At 40.7% G+C, this 14,111-nt stretch carries 12 protein-coding genes; 6 read left to right on the forward strand and 6 right to left on the reverse strand.

Annotation, left to right across the window (positions count from 1 at the left end; genetic code table 11):
* Nucleotides 1-806: 806 nt before the first annotated feature.
* Both D0T66_RS10850 and D0T66_RS10855 read left to right on the forward strand, forming a co-directional pair.
* Nucleotides 807-1,976: an OmpA family protein gene (locus D0T66_RS10850; protein ID WP_163357303.1), complete on the forward strand. Its 1,170-nt coding sequence runs from the start codon at nucleotides 807-809 to the stop codon at nucleotides 1,974-1,976.
* A 141-nt stretch (nucleotides 1,977-2,117) separates the two neighbouring features.
* Nucleotides 2,118-2,330: a hypothetical protein gene (locus D0T66_RS10855; protein ID WP_163357304.1), complete on the forward strand. Its 213-nt coding sequence runs from the start codon at nucleotides 2,118-2,120 to the stop codon at nucleotides 2,328-2,330.
* A 74-nt stretch (nucleotides 2,331-2,404) separates the two neighbouring features.
* Here D0T66_RS10855 and D0T66_RS10860 read toward each other — a convergent pair whose 3' ends face one another.
* A complete protein-coding gene (locus tag D0T66_RS10860) occupies nucleotides 2,405-3,997 on the reverse strand; it encodes a glycoside hydrolase family 32 protein (protein ID WP_255489813.1) in 1,593 nt (530 codons plus the stop codon).
* Nucleotides 3,998-4,725: 728 nt separating this feature from the next.
* Between D0T66_RS10860 and sppA the strand changes: the two genes are divergently transcribed.
* From sppA to D0T66_RS10880, 4 genes are all read left to right on the forward strand, one after another.
* The gene (gene sppA, locus D0T66_RS10865) at nucleotides 4,726-6,483 is read left to right on the forward strand and encodes a signal peptide peptidase SppA (protein WP_163357306.1); all 1,758 of its coding nucleotides are present in this window, start codon (nucleotides 4,726-4,728) and stop codon (nucleotides 6,481-6,483) included.
* Between the two features lie 57 nt (nucleotides 6,484-6,540).
* Nucleotides 6,541-7,629 (forward strand): tetraacyldisaccharide 4'-kinase, encoded by a 1,089-nt coding sequence (gene lpxK, locus D0T66_RS10870; protein ID WP_163357307.1) that lies wholly within the window; start codon nucleotides 6,541-6,543, stop codon nucleotides 7,627-7,629.
* Between the two features lie 130 nt (nucleotides 7,630-7,759).
* On the forward strand, nucleotides 7,760-8,539 hold the full coding sequence (locus tag D0T66_RS10875) for a radical SAM protein (RefSeq protein WP_163357308.1): 780 nt from the start codon (nucleotides 7,760-7,762) through the stop codon (nucleotides 8,537-8,539).
* A gap of 67 nt (nucleotides 8,540-8,606) precedes the next feature.
* Nucleotides 8,607-9,470 (forward strand): ion transporter, encoded by an 864-nt coding sequence (locus tag D0T66_RS10880; RefSeq protein WP_163357309.1) that lies wholly within the window; start codon nucleotides 8,607-8,609, stop codon nucleotides 9,468-9,470.
* 384 nt (nucleotides 9,471-9,854) lie between these two features.
* Here the strand turns inward: D0T66_RS10880 and deoC are convergent, their stop codons facing one another.
* The 5 genes from deoC to uvrC form a co-directional block, all read right to left on the reverse strand.
* Complete coding sequence (deoC, locus tag D0T66_RS10885; RefSeq protein ID WP_163357310.1) at nucleotides 9,855-10,718, reverse strand: deoxyribose-phosphate aldolase; 864 nt, start codon at nucleotides 10,716-10,718, stop codon at nucleotides 9,855-9,857.
* 2 nt (nucleotides 10,719-10,720) lie between these two features.
* Nucleotides 10,721-11,047 carry a nucleotide pyrophosphohydrolase gene (locus D0T66_RS10890; protein WP_163357311.1) on the reverse strand — a complete coding sequence of 109 codons (327 nt, stop codon included), beginning with the start codon at nucleotides 11,045-11,047 and terminating at the stop codon, nucleotides 10,721-10,723.
* Nucleotide 11,048: 1 nt separating this feature from the next.
* On the reverse strand, nucleotides 11,049-11,501 hold the full coding sequence (gene dtd, locus D0T66_RS10895; protein ID WP_163357312.1) for a D-aminoacyl-tRNA deacylase: 453 nt from the start codon (nucleotides 11,499-11,501) through the stop codon (nucleotides 11,049-11,051).
* A 76-nt stretch (nucleotides 11,502-11,577) separates the two neighbouring features.
* Complete coding sequence (locus D0T66_RS10900) at nucleotides 11,578-12,168, reverse strand: HdeD family acid-resistance protein (protein ID WP_163357313.1); 591 nt, start codon at nucleotides 12,166-12,168, stop codon at nucleotides 11,578-11,580.
* A 116-nt stretch (nucleotides 12,169-12,284) separates the two neighbouring features.
* Nucleotides 12,285-14,108 carry an excinuclease ABC subunit UvrC gene (gene uvrC, locus D0T66_RS10905; RefSeq protein ID WP_163357314.1) on the reverse strand — a complete coding sequence of 608 codons (1,824 nt, stop codon included), beginning with the start codon at nucleotides 14,106-14,108 and terminating at the stop codon, nucleotides 12,285-12,287.
* Nucleotides 14,109-14,111 lie beyond the last annotated feature (3 nt).

Genomic DNA, 14,111 nt, shown 5'->3' on the forward strand with positions numbered 1-14,111 from the left:
ATAGTGTGATAATGTCGAAACAATTGTATCAAGGACACATATATCCTTACTTCTTTTTGAGTAGAAGTGAAGAATAAATAAACAGTTTTTTTGGAAATAACAACCCGAAAAAGGCTCGGAATTATTGCTTATGTTGAATGTCTAAAAAAATTGTTAATGTATGTGCGTATGTACGTATATAATATTTTACATAGTTATTATTCGGATATCTGTATAAGTTAGTAATAGATGCTTGTTATTTTCACGTAATTTATGTTATACTTTTGCAAATATATACATTTTTTATGATTTATCTCTTAAATATTCAAATTTAAAGAAAAAAATAGGGGATTCGACGGCTGTCACAGCCCGGAATACCCCTTCACTTTAACACAAGCAAATAGTATAATATAGTAGTTGTATCTATTTTGGTTTCACACAACGCCAATTGGCATTATATCCTTTTTGATCCATTCAAATAATATTTAGCCATTCAAAATTACTTCTTAATCAACCTATAATTCAAAAAATGAGACAAACCCACTCAATCTGTCGACCAAACAAGGTTTTTTGTAAGATAAATGATTATTAATAAAGCTTAATTTTAAAAGAATAAGAGAAAAGTAAAGAAATATTATATCTCCATTTATGAACCTTCAAGATATTTATTTGTTAAAGTATTTGTATTCGTAACAATAGAATTTATTTTCTAAAAAAATAACGAAATTAATGAGTATAAATTAATAAGTATAATTACTTTTGCGACCTGAACGGTTATTTATAAAGAGTAAAAAAAGGTATTAGTAAACAAACTTAAATTATTTGAAATGAAAAAAGTATTATTTTCAATCGCAGCTATCGCTTTTATAGCCATGCCTGCGTTGGCACAAGAAAAGGTTATCAAAAAGACTAAATTCAGCGACAACTGGTTTATCCAGGCGCAAGGTGGTGCTTCATACACTATTAGCGAAAACTTCAAAGATGCTTCGGTAGGTGATCTTATTACTCCGACTGTGGCAGTATCATTCGGTAAACACTTCACTCCTATATTCGGATTACGTGCACAGGCAAGCGGATGGGAATCGAAAAGCCAATATACTTATATCGACGATACATACAGACATAAGTATTTCCAAGCCGGTTTGGACGGTATGTTCAACCTGACTAACGTATTCGGAGAGTACGACAAAGACCGTTTCTTCAATCTTTACGGAATGGTAGGACTTGCTTATGTACACGGATCAAGCAAAGATAACGTGAATCTGAACGTAGGTTCGACTAATCCGAGTGTTGGTATTCTTAAATCGAATATGATCGTTCCACGTGTAGGTTTCCATGCCGATATGGCTTTGACTGACGCTTTGAGCATCAACCTCGAGGTTACAGGTAACTTACTCGAAGACCGTTTCAACGGTGTAGAAAGAGCTAAAGCTTACGATGGTATGGTTACAGCATTGGCTGGTATTACTTACCATATCAACAAAGGATTTGAAGTAATCGACTACATCGATCCGGCCGAATTGGATGCTCTCAATAACAGAATCAATGAGCAACGTGCTTTGATGAATGCTAAAGACGGTAAAATCTCTGACCTCGAAAGACAATTGGCCGAAAAACCAAAAGTTATCGTTGAAGAAGTGGTAGCTAAAGAAATAGAAGAAGATATCGTAATGAATGCTGTGGTAGTATTTAAACTTGGTAAAGCAGATTTGCAAGACAACCAGGAAATCAATATCTACAATGCTGCACGTTACTTCCAGGAAAATCCTGATATGCACTGCGTTATCACAGGTTATGCTGACAAAGCTACCGGTAACCCGACTATCAACCAAAAGATATCGGAAAAACGTGCCGAAACTGTTGCTAACATCATGGTACAAAAATTCGGTATCAGTCGTAGCCGCATCACTACTCAAGCAAGTGGAGACAAAGATCAACCATTCCAAAACGATGCTTGGAACCGTGTTGTAATCTTTACTGCAGTGAAGAAAAAATAAGCGTTAAAAACGTTGTTTCCTAAATAACAAATCCCTCAGATGAGTAATTCATTTGAGGGATTTTTTTTTTGTGTAAAAAAATACAATTATTTTGACAATTAAATTTATTTCATATATTTGTATACTTATTAAAGACAAAAAATGAAACAAAAGAAAGAAGGTAATCTTTGGCTTGGCATATTTATTGGATTATTTATTTTTATCATGGCTATTGCTAAAAATATAGATTTAATCCAATCGGGCGAGCATGGCATTTTAAAATTTACTCTGTTCACAGTAATCATGGCTATTGTTTCTATAAGCCTATCTTTTATGTCATACAAATTGACACGATTATTTAGTAAAACAAAATAAATTTTCAACATAAACAAAAGACTCAGGTAAGTAATTTTCCCTGAGTCTTTTTATTTATAAGCTTAATACAAAGTCTACCAGATAGACTTCACATCATATACTTTCAAATCCTTTACTTCTATATTGTTTCCCCAGAAGTGGAAACCTTCCTTATTACCGGCATGTGGCCTGCGTTCCATCGAATAGGAATATTTTCCGCCATCGATAAATACTTCAATCGAAGTTTTGTCAATATAAATATCCGCAGTCAGTTCCATACTTGTCATATCTTCGGGCGAATAAAACATACCGTTCAGCATATTCGGATTCAAATCGTAATCGATTATCCGTTGTCCGAAAAGATTAAAGCCTGCATTGGTAGCATGCGAGAGTTTTATAGTCGTTTCGATGCGTAACATATCGCCATCATAATACTTCTTCATCCGATTATTAGCTTCATCCGAAGACAAGGAAGTCCATTCGTCCTGCAAGGTGAACAGCTGCTCCACTTCTTCTACAGGTTTACTGAATAATCTCACACCGTCTTTAGTCGTGCGAAGTGTTAATTCGGTAGGCAAAGACATCATACCATTGAAAGGCATGCCGGGATGCGAGAGCCTGCACCACCCTATCTGGATGCGGCGTCCGTCTTTGGCAGGAATATTATTGAATGTCTGCGCGGCATATATCGTCCCTGTAGTGAAATAATATTTTCCATGCGTAGGTGTAAATACTTTACCGTCGAAATCCCCCAACATATATGTTCCCGAAGCACCATACATCACCCATTTGGTATTGCTTTTATCACCGTCTATCGCTAATTCGAATAATTCGGGACACTCCCAGAATCCGGTTACATGGCTTTCATATTTCCAGTCTTTCAAATCGCCGGAAGTATAAATAGAATGCCCGTCGCGCTCGTTCAGTACCATCACCCAGTGTTTTGCAGGAGCATACCAAAACACTTTGGGGTCGCGTGTGTCTACACTATTCCATTTAGCCTTGGAATCTATCAATGGATTTTTGTCATACTTGATAAAAGTACGTCCTTTGTCGAGGCTGTAAGCCATGCATTGTACCTGTTTTTCGGGGCTGGCCGCTGTATAAAAGGCTATCATGGCCGGATTGTTCTTTTTATTATATCCCGCTGTATTATCGTAATCGATGACAGTAGAACCGGAATACATCGTCCCTATATGGTCAGGATATAAAGCATCGGGCAATTCTTTCCAATGTACCAGATCGGCGCTTACAGCATGCCCCCAATGCATATTTTCCCACTCCTTTTCGTAAGGATTATGCTGATAGAAAAGATGATATTCGCCATCGTAATAAATCAATCCGTTTGGGTCGTTTATCCATCCCCTCATCGTGGTGAAATGGAATTGCGGACGGTTCTTTTCTTTATATATCCTGTCCGCTTCGGTTATCTTATCATCCTGATATATCTTGTCCAATCCCGCAGGATTACCTTCGTAACGGATTTTTATTGTTCTTCCTTTTATCGACGACACATCACGAAATATCCAGTAATCGGGTTCGCCATCGGCCAATCTTACCACAACAGGTGTTTGTGTACGGCCATCTATTTCGAAATACATTTTAGCTCTTTCTTCTTTGTGCGATACCGGGATGTTCAGATATTGTTTCGTTATTTTCAATATTTTTTCTTGAGCTGAAATACCCATGTTTACAGTGATAACCAACAGAAACAAAACAACATATTTAAGCGTTAATTTCATAGTAATTAATACATTAGGTTTTAACTTTAGTTTGATTTGCCAGACGGTTAATTAATTGGTTTTACAGACTGCAAGGTATAACAAAATATCCTTCGGAGGAAATAAACTTATCCACACGTTTTTTCATCAACATATATATTATATTTTATTTATTTAATTCTTTAAAAAAAAATTCATAATGATATTTATATCCTGTTAACTCTGTTCATTTCTTTTTACGAGAATGTTTGGATTTTCGGTAATTAAAAAAATATTCATACCCGTTTGTGATTTTATCAACATCGGTGCGACTAATAAGATGTTAAGGCAAAGCTCTTTCCAAACGTTATTAAAAGCGTGTTAATAACTGGCTCTGTTGAAAAGTATTTTTTATTCGGAAACTTGCAAGTTGTGAAAAAGCAGATAAAAAATAAAGAATAAAAAGGCATATACGAATGCTTCATATTCCAATCGGGTTTTCGTATAACCGGATTATTGGAAAGTCAAGCATTTTTTATCCGGATTTTTATCAACAGTTTTCAACAGTTTCTTAACAGCAGGATGTTAAATAAAGGACTATCCGCAACGAAAGATAGTTATTTAAAAGCATTCAATTGGCTTTCTTCCTTTTTATTTAAAGGACTTTGTAGAGAAAAATTATTAATTTTGTTAGATATATTTATAATCGCAGAAAAATGAAAGATTTTTTAAAGACGCTGATAGCATCGATGATAGGATGCTTTATTGTTTTGGGACTGTTGTTCGTGATGTCGCTTGGTATATTGGCAAGTATGTCGCTCAGTTCAGAGAAAACGTATTCGTTGAAGGATAACACTGTACTCACACTCAAACTGAATGGTGTATTGAAGGATAGGGTAGAGGAAGGAAATCCTTTCAATGACTTGGTATTCGGAAAAAGTACTTCCGAAATAGGATTGGATGATATTCTTTCGTCTATACAGAAAGCAAAGGAAAATGATAAAATCAAGGGTATCTATATCCACGCAAGTTCGTTTTCGGCGGCACCTGCTTCATTGAAAGAGATACGTGACGAATTACAAGCTTTCAAGGAAAGCGGTAAATTCATTATTTCTTACGGCGAAGTATATACACAAGGTTTGTATTACCTGTCTACCGTTTCGGACAAAATGATTCTGAATACCAAAGGAATGGTGGATTTGCACGGATTGGCTGCCGAACCTACTTTCTACAAAGGATTGCTCGACAAACTGGGTATAGAAGTACAAATCTTCAAGGTAGGTACATTCAAATCGGCCGTAGAACCGTTTATGCTCGATAAGATGAGCGATGCCAACCGTCAGCAGGTAGAATCTTACCTGAACGATATCTGGTCGGTTATATTGACCGATATATCCGCATCGCGTGGAATATCTGTCGAAAAACTGAATGCTATTGCCGACGAAATGCCGTTGCTCAAGCAACAGGATTATTATCTGGCCAATAATATGGTAGATACACTGATGTATGAGAGCGAGGTAAAAAATTACCTGAAAAACCTTATGAGCGTAGATGAAGAAGAAGATGTACACCAGGCATCTATCAGTGATATGACAACAATTGCTTTCCAGAAGAAAAAAGGAGGAAAAGGCACTGTAGCTGTTCTCTATGCACAGGGAAATATCACGAATGGTTCAGGTCGCGAAGGTATCACAGACGGTCATTTTGTTAAGGAACTTAATAAATTGAAAGACAACGATGATGTAAAAGCCGTTGTATTCCGTGTGAATTCGGGTGGTGGTAGCGCCAGTGCATCCGAACAGATATGGAGAGCTGTGAGCGAATTGAAAGAGAAAAAACCGGTAGTTATCTCTATGGGCGACTATGCCGCATCGGGAGGTTATTATATCTCGGCCAACGCTTCCAAAATCATTGCCGAACCGAATACCCTTACAGGTTCAATAGGTATCTTCGGTATGTTCCCGAACATGAAAGCCTTGTCCGACAAAGTAGGCTTGACATACGATGTAGTGAAAACAAATGAATTTGCCGATTTCGGCGACATCACACGCCCTATGCGCTACGACGAAAAAGTGTTGATGCAGGCTTATATCAACAACGGATACGATTTGTTCCTTACCCGTTGTTCCGAAGGTCGCGGAATAGCAAAAGATTCGTTGGCGCAGATTGCCGAAGGCCGTGTGTGGACAGGTAACCAGGCACTCGAATTAGGCTTGGTAGACGGTATCGGCGGCATCGGAACAGCTATCGAAGAAGCAGCGAAACTGGCCGAACTCGAAGAATATTCGGTAAAAGATTTTCCGCGTAAGGTCGATTTCTTCGAAGCCTTCTTGAACAGCCAGAAAGAGGACGTTTCGGTGCGCATGATGAAAGAATATTTGGGCGAAGATTACAAATTATTCGAAACTATTCGTAACTTTAAGCAGCAGGATTATATGCAGGCACGCATACCTTATGGTGTAAAGATAGATTAATGCTTGTTCTTGGCACATCTTCGGGGTGTTTATAGAACAATCTAATAATAGTAATAGATGAATAAACAATCCGTACATATCAATTGGTGGTTACTACCCATATCTTGGTTGTACGGATTGGTTGTGTGTATACGCAACAAGTTTTTTAAATGGGGAATATTGAAACGCGAGACGTTCGATGTCCCCGTTATTTGTATTGGCAACATCACAGTAGGAGGGACAGGTAAAACTCCTCACACCGAATATCTTGTACGCATCCTCAGGGATAAATACCGTATTGCAGTACTCAGCCGGGGTTATGGGCGCAAAACGAAAGGCTTTATTCTGGCCGATGATAAATCGACCAGCCGGCAGATAGGGGACGAGCCGTTACAAATCAAGCAGAAATTCCCGGATATAATGGTGGCAGTGGATGCCAAACGCACGCGCGGAATAAAGAACCTGCTGGCACTGGAGAAGCCTCCTGAAGTTATTCTGCTGGATGATGCTTTTCAACACCGGTACGTAAAACCATCTTATACTATTATTTTAACCAATTACAACCGGCCGGCCTATCTCGACAAACTACTACCTGCAGGGCGTCTGCGCGAATCATTCGGACATATTTATAAGGCTAATATGATTGTTGTGACCAAGTGTCCCGACGATTTGAAACCTATCGATTACCGCCTGATGATGCACGAGATTAATCCCTATCCTTTCCAGTCAGTATTCTTTACGCGGTTTGCGTATAAACAGCTTGTTCCCGTATTTGTTAAAAAGAAGGATACACTGCCGCTGCCTTCCCTCAAAGGGATGGATGTGCTGCTGGTGACGGGTATTGCTTCGCCTGCTACGATGATAAAGGAGTTGCAGCATTATACATCCAAGATACATGAAATGACCTATCCCGACCATTATGTATTCAAAAACAAGGATATAAAGAAGATAAAAGAGCGTTTCGATGCTATACAGTCCGATAATAAAATCATTATCACCACCGAAAAAGATGCTACCCGTCTGGTCTTGTTCGATGAGATGGATAAGGAACTGAAAAAATCCCTGTATTACCTGCCGATAGAAGTATCTTTTGTCGAAAATGAACAACTATTCCGCGATAAGATATTAGAACATATCAAGGCTAAAAGAATATCCGTATCTTTGTAATAGTTACAAGTTACTTCGCCCTTCGGGCAGTTACAAGTTACGAGATTTTTTTTCGTCGCATTACGTTTTCTCGAGCCTCTGCAAGAGACGCAGCAGAGTAAAATAAAAGAATTTTATACATACACATTCTATGGCAACAATATTGTTTCACGAAATTGTTTTTGGTCCTATTCATAGCCGGAGGTTGGGCTCATCCTTGGGAATGAATCTTTTGCCTTACGACGGCAAACTTTGTTCGTTCGATTGCATTTATTGCGAATGCGGTTTCAACAAAGACTTCCGCACAAAGACCAAACTACCTGACCGAGAAAATGTAAGGGCAGCACTGGAAGATAAGCTAATCCGGCTGCAACAGGACAATACACACATAGATGTGATAACCTTTGCCGGAAACGGCGAACCCACACTTCATCCGCAATTTGCAGGAATCATAGACGATACCATCCTGTTGCGGGATAAATACTATCCGCAGGCTAAAATAAGTGTCTTAACAAATGCGATGCATCTGGATAAGCAGCATGTTTTCGAAGCATTGAGAAAAGTGGATAATCCTATCCTGAAGCTCGATTCGGTCAATATAGATACTGTCTGCTTGTTGGATCAGCCCAATAGCCCGTCGTATAGCGTAGAGAAGCAAATCGAGCAGTTCAAGCGTTTCGATGGCAATTTTATTATGCAGACAATGTTCCTCCGGGGCACACACGAGGGTAGGGTAGTAGACAACACAACGGAAGATGAAATTTCGGGCTGGTTAGAGGCGATTAGAGCGACAAATCCGCGCGAAGTGATGATTTACACCATCGACCGCGAAACGCCCTCAAAACAACTCGAAAAAGTTCCTGTGGAAGATTTGCGGAAAGTAGCCGGCAGGGTAGAGGCCTTGGGTGTTAAAGTGAACGTGGCGGGTTGATATTGTCCGTATTTTTTCTTTACTTTGCCCCTCACACAAAACTAATATTATACATACTCATACAATTATGTCGAAAATAAAGCAACTTTGCCGTAGCCTTATCGAACAGCGTTGGTTCGAGCTCCTCATTATTTCTGTAATCCTTGTCAATTCGGCCCTGATTGGGGTAGAAACTTACTTTGTTACCAAGGGTATTCTGCTCGTTCAGCATATCATACTGGGCATATTCACCTTCGAAATTGTTGTCCGGTTTATAGCCCGCGACAGTACCAAATCTTTTTTCCGATCGGGCTGGAACTTGTTCGATTTGACGCTGGTGCTTGTCAGCTACGTTCCCGAAAGCCTTTTCGAAGGAAGTACGATGATTATGGCAGTGCGTATCCTGCGTGTATTCAGGGTACTCCGTTTGTTGAGGACGTCGGAAGAGATAAAGCTTATTATCGCTGTACTTTCCAAGTCATTCAGCGCCCTATTCTACAACGGCGTGTTCTTCTTTATTTTCATCTATTTGTTTTCCATCATTGGCGTATCGCTCTTTAAACTACCCGATTACGAAAGCCTCGATGCTGAAGGAAAAGCCAAATATACCGAACTGATGCAGGTGGCGCCGCATGCCCCCGAATGTTCGCCCGATCCTTACGGAACACTGTCCGAGTCGATGTTTACACTCTTCCGCGCATTGACGGGCGAAGACTGGACAGACTTGCGCTACAACCTTATCAAAGCAAACGAATACGGATTGATACATACATCGCCTATTGCCATCACCAGTTTCCATGTTGTCTGGTTCGTATTGGCCGCCTTCCTGTTGCTCAATCTTGTGGTGGGTGCTATTGTCAACAACTACCAGGTGATTATGGAAGAAAGCCGGCGCGCAAAGGAGCGGGAGCGAAAAGATAAAGGCCTTGAGGAATTGGACGCAGTAGAATAACTTTATCTATATAGGAGGCATCTCTTTCCGATAGTGTGAGGAAGAAAAAGGTAACTCAATGAAAAAACGTTAGAAATAAGTAGAGGTCTGTTACTTTATGGGAGTAAAAAACTTAGTGTTCTTAGTGTAGAACCTTCGTGTCCTCTGTGGTTAAGTAATAAAAAAAGTAACTTGGTAAAAAACTGGCCAAAAGAAGTATACTTTTTGTATACATTTTAATCTAATCTACTTATAATGAGATTAATTCGAAGTATACAAAGGTGACAGCAAGGTAACATACGCAGAGGCTTTTTTGGGGAAAAGATAACCAATTTACTGGTTCTGAATAGCAAAAGTCCCTGACAGCATCAGAGACTTTTATATAAGAATTTGATTTAGAGCAGTTTACTCTATTTCCGCCAACAAGTTTTCGGCTAAGCTGCTTGCCCCGATACGGAAGTATTCAGGCGTCATATATTCTTCGCCCATAAGCTCCTTAACAAGCGTATAGTATTCTACTGCATCTTTGGTCGTGCGGATGCCTCCTGAGGCTTTAAATCCGGCTTTGTTGCCTGTCCGTTCGGTGTATTCCTTGATAGTGGAACAGATAACATACGCGGCTTCTAACGTTGCACCCTCATATCCCTTTCCGGTAGACGTTTTGACGAAATCCGCTCCCGAATAAAGGGCTAACAAGGTGGCTTTACGGATGTTATCGGCTGTTTTCAATGCACCTGTTTCCAGAATGACTTTCAGACGGGCATCGCGGCAAGTGTGTTTGATTTCCATTATCTCCTCGCAAAGCTCTTCATAGTTCTCGTCGAAGAAATAGTTGAGGCTGAGTACGATATCTATTTCGTCTGCCCCTTCGGCTATGGCAAGGGCTGCTTCGGCCACCTTCACTTCGGTAAAGGTCTGCGACGAAGGAAATCCTCCGGCAACGCAGGCAATGCGCACATCGGATGTAAGTGCCTCTTTCACTGTGCGTACCAGATTGGGATAGACGCAGATAGCAGCCACATTGCTGACATCGGTTGTCCCGTCGAAGCTGTTTATCTTCTCGGTCATTTGCCAGATGCTCTCATGCGTATCGGTGCTGTTGAGGGAGGTGTAGTCGATGCAGGAATATAGCTTCTTGTAGACCTCCTTGGTATTGTTTCCGGCGAATTGCTGGTCGATAATCTTCTTGACCTTGGCCGCTATGTCGCTGTCGTTCAGGTTTGTTTGGTACTCGTTCAATACTTGTTCGTATTTACTAAGTTCGCTCATGGTTATTTCAGTTTTTGATTGTTTATATGTCTTGTTTCGTCTCTTTCGGTCTTCTTACGGATGTTCTTTTCGAAGGCTTCTGTCAGGTCTACACCTGTCTGATTGGCAAGGCATAGCAATACCCAGAGCACATCGGCCATCTCGTCGGCAAGGTTCTTATCCAGATCCGACTTTTTGAATGACTGGTCGCCATAGGTACGCGCCATGATACGTGCCAGCTCGCCTACCTCTTCGGTCAGAATGGCCATATTGGTCAGTTCGTTGAAGTAGCGTACACCGTAGGTTTTTATCCATGTATCTACCTGTTTTTGAGCTTCTTTTATTGTCATATCATTCGCGGTTTTTGGAGTCAATCCAGATGGTTACAGGCCCGTCGTTTACCAAGGCTACTTGCATGTCTGCCCCGAATTCGCCTGTTGCTACCTGTTTACCTGCCTTTTCGCTCAGGGTTTGGCAAAACTGTTCATACAGGGGAATAGCTATATCGGGCTTTGCCGCCTTGATGTAGGAAGGCCGGTTCCCTTTCTTGGTGGAGGCATGGAGCGTAAACTGCGACACAACGAGTATCTCGGTATGGCTGTCGAGGGCGGAGATATTCATCACTCCCTGCTCATCATCGAAGATGCGCAAATGGATGATTTTGGTTGTGAGCCATTCGATATCTTCTTTGCTATCAGCCTCTTCAATCCCCAGAAGGATTAGAAGCCCTTTTCCTATCCGGGATTTGAGTTCATTGTCGATAGTGACGGAAGCATGGGCTACCCGTTGGATTAATACTCTCATTACTACATAAATAATTAAAGTCACATCCCGGAAGCGAGATGCGACCCTAAAAGTAGCTATAATTTGATAAATCTCCTTATCTGTCTTCTAATTTTTCGAGTTTATCTTTTATCGACTTGATTTTGAAGGCATAATAGATACGGAATATACCGTAGGTGATGAACGCGATAGCTGCAAATGCTACAATGAAGCTACTTCCGATTATCGGATTGATGATAAGCAGGATAGAGAATAGTGCTCCTATTATGGCTAATGCCAATAGCCATCCCCATCCGCCGACGCCTGCTTTTTGCAGCTCAATGGCGCTTCCGATGCCCCATATCGAGCGGAACATGATATAGAATCCGACAAAGAATATCATCACGGCAATGGTCAGTACCGGCCCGCTTGCGGCCAGTATAATACCCAGTAAGAGGTCTACAATACCACTTGCCAATGCCCATCCCCAGCTATAGTTGGGTGTGTTCCGGTTAGCAATGGCAAAGATAATCTCGAATAGCCCCGAGGCTATAAAGCCGATTACGAACAGGATTGACAATGTCAGCAAAGCGCTTTCTGCTGCTGCGATAAAGAGGATTCCGAGGGATATAGCTAATATTCCGATGCATAGCGACAACCACCAATATTTCATGGATTGCCTTACTGAAGTGAATAGATTGTTTTTCATGGGCTCCTAAGATATTAAGTGTTACTTACTTAGATTATAACAACTCTTGCGAAGAGATGTTTGTAAGCCTGTTTATTATTTAGGAGTAGTTAAGTTAATTTAATGGTTGCGAAAAGTCAATCTTCTTTTCCTTCTTTACTATTGAAGTAGTCTTGTAGGATTTTGGCTTTGGATTTACCTATCAGCACTTCGATGGTTGCCAGATCGGCTTCTTTTATGCGTTTGATACTCTTAAAACGGCTGAGTAGCAACTCTTTAATCTTAGGACCTATCCCCCTTATCTTGTCCAATTCGGATTCTATCTGGCTTTTACTTCTCTTATCCCGGTGGAAACTGATGCCAAACCGGTGAGCTTCGTCTCGCAAATGCTGTATAACTTTCAGTGTATCAGAGTTTTTATCTAAATACATCGGTACAGGATCTTCAGGGTAATAGATCTCTTCGAGGCGTTTGGCAATGCCTACAATTGCCACTTGCCCGTATATCCCTAACTCTTTGAGGGAATCGCAGGCTGCACCCAATTGTCCTTTTCCTCCGTCGATGACGATCAGTTGGGGTAGGGGCTCTTCCTCGTTGAGCAGGCGACGATAGCGGCGATATACCACTTCGCGCATGGTGGCGAAATCATCCGGCCCGTCAACGGTTAGCACATTGAATACACGGTAGTTACTTTTCGATGGTTTGGCGTTTTTAAATACCACACATGCCGATACTGGATTGGTACCCTGTATGTTAGAGTTATCGAAGCACTCGATATGTACAGGCAACTCCTTCAGATGGAGGGCATCTTTCATTTCGTGCAATATGCGTTCGGTTTTTTTCTCGGGATCAAGGCTTTCGGCTTTTTTGAGCTTATCTACCTTATATTGCTTCACATTCTGTTGCGAGAGATTCAGCAGTTTCAATTTATCGCCTCGCTGAGGAATGGTGAATTGTATATGTTCCATCGGTAGGTCAGGAACAAATGGCACCACAATTTCTTTAGCTTTCGAACCGTAGCGTTCCCGCATTTCTATAATACCGAGGGCGAGCAGTTCCTCTTTCGGCTCTTCCAAACGTTTCCGGTATTCGAACGTATATGCCTGGATAATAGCGCCATTGTGCACATGCAAGTAGTTTATATATGCCGAGTTGTGATCCTCGTCATAGCTATACACATCGATGTTATAGTTGAGATTGCTGACGATGGTCGATTTCTTTTTGAAATTCTCGATAAGCTCGTATTTTGTCTTGAGTTCGTTTGCCTTCTCAAATTCTTGTTTCTCGGCGCATTCCATCATCCTCTTGTATGCCAGTTTGCTGACTACTCCGATGTTTCCGTTGAGGATTTCTTTTACTTCTTCTATATTTTGCAGGTAGCTTTCTTCGTCCTGTAATCCAATGCAAGGACCTATGCATCGTTTGATATGGTATTCGAGACAAACTTTATATTTCCCCGATTGGATATTTTCTTGTGTCAGGTTTAGTTTGCATGTGCGGATAGGGTAGAGGCGATGCAACATTTCGAGCATAGCTTTCACTCCGTTTACACTTGTGTAAGGACCGAAATAGAAAGAGCCGTCTTTGACGATTTCTCTCGTTTGTTCTACGCGGGGATATGCTTCGTTGCGGACGACTATCGAAGGATATGTTTTATCGTCTTTCAGCAGGATATTATATCTCGGCTGAAATTCTTTAATAAGATTATTTTCGAGTAGAAGTGTATCTGCTTCTGTTTCGACAATTATATATTTTATATCCCTTATCTTACTGACAAGGATTCGGGTTTTGGGATTGTTATCATGTCTGAGAGAGAAATAACTCAACACCCGTTTCTTTAGATTTTTGGCTTTCCCTACATAAATAATGGTTCCGTTTTCGTCGTAATATTGATAGCACCCGGGACGTTCAGGAATATTTTTCAGAATATTATCTAAGTAGGCAGATACTTTTTTTGCCATCTT

The organism is Dysgonomonas sp. 25, from assembly GCF_010501075.1.
Classification (GTDB): Bacteria; Bacteroidota; Bacteroidia; order Bacteroidales; family Dysgonomonadaceae; genus Dysgonomonas.

Bases quoted from the DNA above. Each gene is read 5' to 3' on its own strand.
- D0T66_RS10860 (WP_255489813.1), bottom strand. From the start codon at position 3,997: ATGGGTATTTCAGCTCAAGAAAAAATATTGAAAATAACGAAACAATAT.
- lpxK (WP_163357307.1), top strand. From the start codon at position 6,541: ATGAATAAACAATCCGTACATATCAATTGGTGGTTACTACCCATATCT.
- sppA (WP_163357306.1), top strand. From the start codon at position 4,726: ATGAAAGATTTTTTAAAGACGCTGATAGCATCGATGATAGGATGCTTT.
- D0T66_RS10855 (WP_163357304.1), top strand. From the start codon at position 2,118: ATGAAACAAAAGAAAGAAGGTAATCTTTGGCTTGGCATATTTATTGGA.
- D0T66_RS10850 (WP_163357303.1), top strand. From the start codon at position 807: ATGAAAAAAGTATTATTTTCAATCGCAGCTATCGCTTTTATAGCCATG.
- D0T66_RS10875 (WP_163357308.1), top strand. From the start codon at position 7,760: ATGGCAACAATATTGTTTCACGAAATTGTTTTTGGTCCTATTCATAGC.
- uvrC (WP_163357314.1), bottom strand. From the start codon at position 14,108: ATGGCAAAAAAAGTATCTGCCTACTTAGATAATATTCTGAAAAATATT.
- deoC (WP_163357310.1), bottom strand. From the start codon at position 10,718: ATGAGCGAACTTAGTAAATACGAACAAGTATTGAACGAGTACCAAACA.
- D0T66_RS10890 (WP_163357311.1), bottom strand. From the start codon at position 11,047: ATGACAATAAAAGAAGCTCAAAAACAGGTAGATACATGGATAAAAACC.
- D0T66_RS10880 (WP_163357309.1), top strand. From the start codon at position 8,607: ATGTCGAAAATAAAGCAACTTTGCCGTAGCCTTATCGAACAGCGTTGG.
- D0T66_RS10900 (WP_163357313.1), bottom strand. From the start codon at position 12,168: ATGAAAAACAATCTATTCACTTCAGTAAGGCAATCCATGAAATATTGG.
- dtd (WP_163357312.1), bottom strand. From the start codon at position 11,501: ATGAGAGTATTAATCCAACGGGTAGCCCATGCTTCCGTCACTATCGAC.